This is a genomic window from Prescottella sp. GW823-FHT02E09, assembly GCF_058797375.1.
Genome location: NZ_JBXAJP010000005.1, coordinates 283,236 through 290,308, shown reverse-complemented (window position 1 = coordinate 290,308; position 7,073 = coordinate 283,236). Strand labels below are relative to the sequence as shown.

Genomic DNA, 7,073 nt, shown 5'->3' with positions numbered 1-7,073 from the left:
GCGCGAGCCGAGACGTGCTACTGCGCGAGCCGAGACGTGCTACTGCGCGAGCCGAGACGTGCTACTGCGCGAGCCGAGACGTGCTACTGCGCGAGCCGAGACATCTTCGGCCCCGACGCTTCCATTTCGGCAGGACTCGGCTACGGTTTGCGTCGTGAGCATTCTCGAGACAGTGCTGATATACGTAGGGATCCCCGCCCTGGTGATCGCGATCATCGCCGTGCCGTCCCTCATGACCAAGAAGTCGCCCGGCTTCGTTCCGACCGAGTACCGCCTCGGTCAGCGCTGGACCCATCAGCCGGTCCTGTGGAGCGCTGTCGACGAGGTGACCACGCACGGTCACCACGCCGGACACGCAGCCGGTGCAGATCTGATCGGAGGTTCGGCAAGTGGCAAGTGGTGACGTTCTCCAGTCCTCGACGGTAGCGGCGGCGGATCTGCCGGTGGGTACCGTCGTGACCTCCGGCGGTCGCATCTCCGGTGTGCACCGCATCGGCGAGCCCTTCGACGACCTGCTGCCGTTCACGACCGATCAGCTCGTGAGCCTCGACGACGCCCTCACCGACGCGACGCGTTCCACGAAGGTGCGCTTCAACATCTACGTCGGCGACCTGGGTGAGAACCCGGCCGCCGGCGCGGACGCGGTCTTCCCGAACACCCCGGACGCCGACCGGTCGATCCTGATCGCGGTGTCGCCGAACCAGCGGGTCATCGAGATCCGCGGTGGCCGTGGCGTCGCGAATCGCGTCACCGACCGCGTCACGCAGCTCGGTGTCACCGCCGCCGTCGCGTCCTTCGGCGAGGGCGACCTCATCGACGGTCTCGTGTCGGCGCTGCGCGTGATGAGCGCCGCGATCGCCCCGAAGTAGTCCCTGCACTTCTGCTTCACCCCCGGTGACCCGATGTCACACACGTTCAGTCGAACTGAACCGCTGTGACATCGGGTCATCGGCGTACCCGGGCAGGACGCGACCGGTCAGGTCGCGTCGAACGCGCGGGCCTTCAGCGATCGGACGATGCCGGCCTTGCCCTCGACCACGAGCCGGCGAAGTGCGGGCGGGTGCTCACCGGACAGGAACTTGTCGGCCGCGGCCACGGACGCCTCGCTGATCGACCACGACGGGTACAGGCCGACCACGACGGTCTGCGCGACCTCGCTCGAACGGCGCTCCCACACGGCCGGGATCTCCGCGAAGTACCGGGCGACGTACGGTTCGAGCAGGTCCGACTGGCCGGGTGCGACGATGCCGCCGATGATCGACCGGGCGGTGATGTTCGGGACGGTGTCGTCGTCGAACACGGTTGTCCAGGCCTGCTCCTTGACCGCAGCCTGTGGGCGGGCCGCCGCCGCTGACGCTGCTTGACGGGCCCCCGCCGCGGTGGGATCGCGCTGCTCCTCGGCGTCGATGAACGGCGTCTCCGTGCCGTCCGCGTCCACCTGACCGGCCGCGGCCAGCGCGTGGACGAGCCGCCAGCGCAGGTCGGTGTCGACGACCAGCCCCGACAGACCCAGCTTCGCGGGGTCGGCGTCGAGCAGTTCCTGCAGCACCTCGGTGTGCCACGCCGACAGCTGCGATCCGGTGAGCGCGTTGACGAAGGCCAACTGGTGGTCCGAGCCGGCCTCGGCCTCGCGGGCCAGCTCCAGCAGCCGGTCCGTGAACGCCGGCCAGCCGAACGCGTCCGCCCAGCCGGGATCCGCGTACGCCGACAGTGCCGTCTGCGCCTGCAGCAGCAGCCGTTGCACGACGCCCACCTCGGTCTCGGCGCCGATGCCGCGCTGCACGAGGCTCACGAAGTCGCGGGCCCGCATCTCGGCCTGCCGGGTCATCTCCCACGCCGCCGACCACGCGAGGGTGCGGGGGAGCGGCTCGGCGATGTCCCCGATCCGGCCGACGAGGGTGTCGAGCGAGTCGCGGTCCAGGCGCAGCGAGCAGTACGTGAGGTCGTCGTCGTTGACCAGGATCAGCTTGCCTCGAGGCACCCCGACCAGCTCGGGCACGTCGGTGCTCGCACCCTCGACGTCGAGTTCGACGCGGTGCGTGCGGACCAGTTTGCCGGTGGCCGGGTCGTCGTCGTAGATGCCGACCGCGAGGCGGTGCACGCGGGTCTCGCCGGCGCCCGGCTCGGCACCGTCCTGGAGGACCGCGAAGCGAGCGAACGTGCCGTCCGGCTCGATCTGGAAGTCCGGGCGCAGGATGTTCAGGCCCGTCGTCTTGAGCCACTGCGCGCCCCAGCTCGACAGGTCACGCCCGGACGCCTTCTCCAACGAGCGCAGCAGATCGTCGAATGTCGCGTTCGCGAACGCGTGCTCGGCGAAGTAGTCGCGCAGCCCGGACATGAACGGCTCCTGGCCCACGTACGCGACGAGCTGCTTGAGCACGCTGGCGCCCTTCGCGTACGTGATGCCGTCGAAGTTCACCTCGACGGCCGCGAGGTCGGGGATGTCGGCGGCGATGGGATGCGTCGACGGCAGCTGGTCCTGCCGGTACGCCCACGACTTCTCGACGTTCGCGAACGTGGTCCAGGCGTTGGTGTACTCGGTGGCCTCGCTCTGGCAGAGCACCGACGCGAACGTCGCGAAGGACTCGTTGAGCCACAGGTCGTCCCACCACCGCATCGTGACGAGGTCGCCGAACCACATGTGCGCCATCTCGTGCAGCACGGTCTCGGCGCGACGCTCGTACGAGTAGCGCGTCACCTTCGACCGGAACACGTAGTCCTCGAGGAACGTGACCGCGCCCGCGTTCTCCATCGCACCCGCGTTGAACTCCGGCACGAACAGCTGGTCGTACTTGCCGAAGGCGTAGGGGATCCCGAAGTTGCGGTGGTAGAAGCCGAAGCCCTGCTTGGTCTCGGTGAACAGGCGCTCGGCGTCCATGTGGTCGGCGAGCGACGAGCGGCAGTAGATGCGGAGTGGAATCGTGCCGTGCTCGTCGGTGTAGAAGTCGGTCCACTGCGCGTACGGGCCGGCGATCAGCGCCACCAGGTACGTGCTCATGCGCGGTGTGGTCCGGAAGACGTGCCGGCCCGGCGTCGCCGCGAGTGTCTGCACGGTCTCGGCGTTCGAGATCACCTGCCAGTCCTCCGCCGCGACGACGGAGATGTCGAACGTGGCCTTGAGGTCAGGCTGGTCGAAACACGCGAACATCCGCTTGGCGTCGGCGGTTTCGAACTGCGAGTACAGATACACCGCGCTGTCGGTCGGGTCGACGAAGCGGTGCAGCCCCTCGCCGGTGTTGGTGTAGAGGCAGTCGGCGTCCACCACCAGTTCGTTGGACTCGGCCAGGCCGTCGAGCATGATGCCCGTCGACTCGTCGTAGGATGACACGTCGAGCGGGGTGCCGTTGAGCACCGCGGAATGCACTGTGGCGGCGATGATGTCGATGAATGTCGACGCTCCGGCCGTCGCCGAGAACGTGACGGTGGTGCGGGACCGGAAGGTGTTCTCGCCCGGCCGACCGCCGCCGTCGGTGAGGTCGAGTTCGATGCGATAGTTGTCGACGGTCAGCAGCGCCGAGCGTTCGGCGGCCTGTTCGCGGGTCAGATTCGGTGGGGCCACAAAGATCTCCTCATCACGGGTGGACAATCGACTTCCCGCTATCCCATCACGCGTCCCCCTCCTCCCGCGATTTGCGCACTTGTCGTTGCGATGAGGGCGTCCGCGACACCGACAAGTGCGCAAATCGCGGGGTCAGGGGGTGAGGTCGGTGAGGGGGACGGCGGGGTCGGCGAGCCGGTCGGTGTCGACCGGACCGGAGAAGGCTACGAGCGCCTTGATGTCGTCGGTGACATCCCAGACGTTGACGTTCATGCCGGCCAGGACCCGATTCTCCTCGTCGAGCCAGAACGCCAGGAACTCCCGTCCTTCGACGTCGCCGCGGGTGACCACCTGCGAGTACTTCGGCGCCCAGCCCACGTACTCCATGCCCAGGTCGTACTGATCGGTGAAGAAGTACGGCAGGTTGGTGTACTCGACCGGGTGGCCGAGCATCGTCGCGGCCGCCACCGCGGGCTGGTTCAGCGCGTTGGCCCAGTGCTCGACGCGGACGCGGGTCGCCAGCAGCGGATGCTGCTGGGCGGCGATGTCGCCGACCGCGACGATGTCCGGGTCGCTGGTGGTGAGCGTGCCGTCGACGAGGATGCCGCCGTCGACCGAAAGTCCGGCGGCCTCGGCGATCTCGATGTTGGGTTGCGCGCCGACCGCGACCAGCACCGCGTCGGCGGGCAGTACCGTTCCGTCGCCGAGTCGGACACCGTCGGCGCGGCCGTCGGTGACGGTGATCTCCTCGACCTTGGCCCCGAACCGGAGATCGACGCCGTGTTCGCGGTGCAGATCGGCGAACACCGCACCCATCTCCCGCCCCAGCGCCGCGAGCAGTGGCAACTCCGCCGACTCGACGACCGTGACCGCGACGTCGCGTCCGCGCGCGCCCGACGCGATCTCGAGTCCGATCCAGCCCGCACCGACGATCACCAGGCGGGCGCCCGGGGTGAGCGCCGCGATCAGGGCGTCGGATTCGTCGATGGTGCGCAGGTAGTGCACACCCGCGGCGTCGGCGCCGGGAATCGGTGGACGGCGGGATCGGGACCCGGTCGCGAGCGCGAGCCGGTCGTAGCCGAGCGTCGAACCGTCCGGTAGCACCACGCACTTGCGGTCACGATCGAGCGCCGTCGCGGTGGTCCCGAGGCGCAGGTCCACGCGGTGATCCCGGTACCAGTCTCCGTGCCGGACGGTGAAGTCAGGCAGATCCTTCTTGCCGGCGACGTGTTCCTTGGAGAGGGGCGGCCGCTCGTAGGGGAGATGGTCCTCCTGGCTGAGGAGGACGATGGACCCGTCGAAATCTCTGTCTCTCAACGACTCTGCGACCTTGGCTCCGGCGAGGCCGCCGCCGACGATGACGAACGTACGATTCGATGACTCGTGGGATGTCACGGGGAGGCTCCGTTCCAGTGTGGCTACTGGCTGTCCTCCATCGACAGTAACGTTGCGCCGGGGCGTGCGGGAAGCATTCCCGCGCGTGCATGGTTGTCTATCAATCGAGAGGTGCGACGCGGATCTGTCGCACCGCAGGACGAGGGAGACACGCGTGAGCGCGGAAGCACAGACAAACTCCGGCAAGACCGGCGAGAAGGACACCGTCGACTTCTGGTTCGACCCGCTGTGCCCCTGGTGCTGGATCACGTCGCGCTGGATTCTCGAGGTCACCGAGGTCCGCGACATCGAGGCCAACTTCCACGTCATGAGCCTCGCCGTCCTCAACGAGGGCCGCGAGCTGCCCGAGGAGTACCGCGAGAGGATGGCCCAGGCATGGGGCCCGGTGCGGGTCCTCATCGCCGCTGCCCAGCAGCGTGGCGACGAGATCCTGTTGCCGCTGTACACCGCGATGGGCACGCGCATCCACAACGGTGGCGATCAGGACCTGACGAACGTCGTCGTCGAGTCGCTCGCCGAACTGGGCCTGCCCGCCGAGCTGGCGGCCGCCGCGGACACCGACGAGTTCGACGTCGAACTGCGCCGCAGCCACCACGCGGGCATGGACAAGGTCGGCGACGACGTCGGCACCCCCACCATCCACGTCAACGGCACCGCGTTCTTCGGCCCGGTCCTCTCGCGCATCCCGCGCGGCGAGGACGCCGGCCGGGTGTGGGACGGGACCGTCGCCCTCGCGTCCTACCCGCACTTCTTCGAGCTCAAGCGCAGCCGCCACGAGGATCCCCAGTTCGACTGACGGACGGACGGACTTCGGGTGGTGGCGCCGAGAGCTCCCGAGCCCGAAGTCCCCGCCGTCGTCGCGGCAACGTGACCTGTCAGAATTGAGGTCATGCGCGTATACCTGGGTGCCGACCACGCCGGCTTCGAACGCAAGAACCAGATCATCGAACACCTCACCGCGAACGGCCACGAGGCCATCGACTGCGGTGCGCACGTCTACGACGCCGTCGACGACTACCCGGCGTTCTGCATCGAGGCGGCCCGCCGCGTCGTGGCCGACCCGGGCAGCCTGGGCCTGGTCCTCGGTGGCAGCGGCAACGGCGAGCAGATCGCCGCGAACAAGGTTCCCGGCGCTCGCTGCGCTCTCGCGTGGAGTGTCGAGACCGCGCAGCTGGCCCGTCAGCACAACAACGCGCAGCTCATCGGTATCGGTGGTCGCATGCACTCCCTCGAGGAGACGCTGGCGATCGTCGACGCTTTCCTCGCCACCGAGTGGTCCGACGAGGAGCGTCACCAGCGTCGCATCGACATCCTCGCCGAGTACGAGAAGACGGGTGTCGCGCCGGCCGTGCCCGCGGCTCCCGAAGCCTGACAGTAGGTAGAACACCGTGCCCGAGGGCCACACACTGCACCGTCTCGCGCGCCTGCATCAACGGCGTTTCGCGGGATCCGCGGTAGCAGTGTCGAGTCCGCAGGGCAGATTTGCCGAGGACGCGGCCCTGATCGACGGCCGCGTCCTCGTGCGTTCCGACGCGTGGGGCAAGCACCTGTGGCACCACTACGAGAACGGTCTCGTGGTGCACGTCCATCTGGGCCTGTACGGCAAGTTCACCGAGTCCGCGGTGCCGCTCGACGCCCCCGTCGGGCAGGTCCGCATGCGGATGGTCGGCGCCGACTTCGGCACCGACCTGCGCGGGCCGACAGCCTGCGAGGTGCTGCATCCGCCGCAGGTCGCCGCGATCGAGGCGCGGCTGGGTCCGGATCCGCTCCGCAGGGACGCCGACCCGGAGCGGGCGTGGGCGCGGATCTCGAAGTCGCAGACGCCGATCGGTGCGCTGCTCATGGACCAGGCCGTGCTGGCCGGTGTCGGCAACGTCTACCGTGCCGAGGTCCTGTTCCGGCACGGGATCCATCCGGAGCGCTCCGGCAGGAAGGTCAGCCGCGCCGAGTTCGACGCGATGTGGGCCGACCTCGTCGAGTTGATGAATGTCGGCGTGCGCCGCGGCAGGATGCACGTCGTGCGGCCCGAGGACGACCACGGTGATCCGTCGTACGCGAAGGACCGCCCGCGCACGTACACCTACCGCAGAGCAGGATCGGGGGGGGGGGGGGGGGGGGGGGGGGGGGGGTGGGGGGGGGG

6 protein-coding genes and 1 pseudogene (1 of these 7 only partly in view) are annotated in these 7,073 nt (G+C 68.8%); 5 read left to right on the top strand and 2 right to left on the bottom strand.

Going from position 1 to position 7,073, the window contains the following annotated elements; genetic code table 11:
• The first annotated feature begins 154 nt into the window (after positions 1-154).
• Both ctaJ and AC1RIF_RS14915 read left to right on the top strand, forming a co-directional pair.
• Entirely contained in the window at positions 155-403 is a 249-nt protein-coding gene (ctaJ, locus tag AC1RIF_RS14920; RefSeq protein WP_492602133.1) for an aa3-type cytochrome oxidase subunit CtaJ, read from the top strand.
• Complete coding sequence (locus tag AC1RIF_RS14915; RefSeq protein WP_492602132.1) at positions 390-869, top strand: DUF5130 domain-containing protein; 480 nt, start codon at positions 390-392, stop codon at positions 867-869. Before ctaJ ends, AC1RIF_RS14915 begins: the two co-directional genes overlap by 14 nt.
• Positions 870-976: 107 nt before the next feature.
• Here the strand turns inward: AC1RIF_RS14915 and pepN are convergent, their stop codons facing one another.
• Positions 977-3,559, bottom strand: coding sequence for an aminopeptidase N (pepN, locus tag AC1RIF_RS14910; RefSeq protein WP_492602131.1), 2,583 nt, complete (start codon positions 3,557-3,559; stop codon positions 977-979).
• 132 nt (positions 3,560-3,691) lie between these two features.
• The gene (locus AC1RIF_RS14905) at positions 3,692-4,933 is read right to left on the bottom strand and encodes an NAD(P)/FAD-dependent oxidoreductase (RefSeq protein ID WP_492602130.1); all 1,242 of its coding nucleotides are present in this window, start codon (positions 4,931-4,933) and stop codon (positions 3,692-3,694) included.
• 154 nt (positions 4,934-5,087) lie between these two features.
• On the opposite strand from AC1RIF_RS14905, the gene AC1RIF_RS14900 reads away from it, so the two are divergent.
• From AC1RIF_RS14900 to AC1RIF_RS14890, 3 genes and pseudogenes are all read left to right on the top strand, one after another.
• Positions 5,088-5,729, top strand: coding sequence for a mycothiol-dependent nitroreductase Rv2466c family protein (locus AC1RIF_RS14900; protein ID WP_492602129.1), 642 nt, complete (start codon positions 5,088-5,090; stop codon positions 5,727-5,729).
• A 93-nt stretch (positions 5,730-5,822) separates the two neighbouring features.
• Complete coding sequence (locus AC1RIF_RS14895) at positions 5,823-6,305, top strand: ribose-5-phosphate isomerase (protein ID WP_031936551.1); 483 nt, start codon at positions 5,823-5,825, stop codon at positions 6,303-6,305.
• A gap of 16 nt (positions 6,306-6,321) precedes the next feature.
• A pseudogene (locus AC1RIF_RS14890) lies at positions 6,322-7,073 on the top strand (Fpg/Nei family DNA glycosylase); it runs 125 nt beyond the window's last position.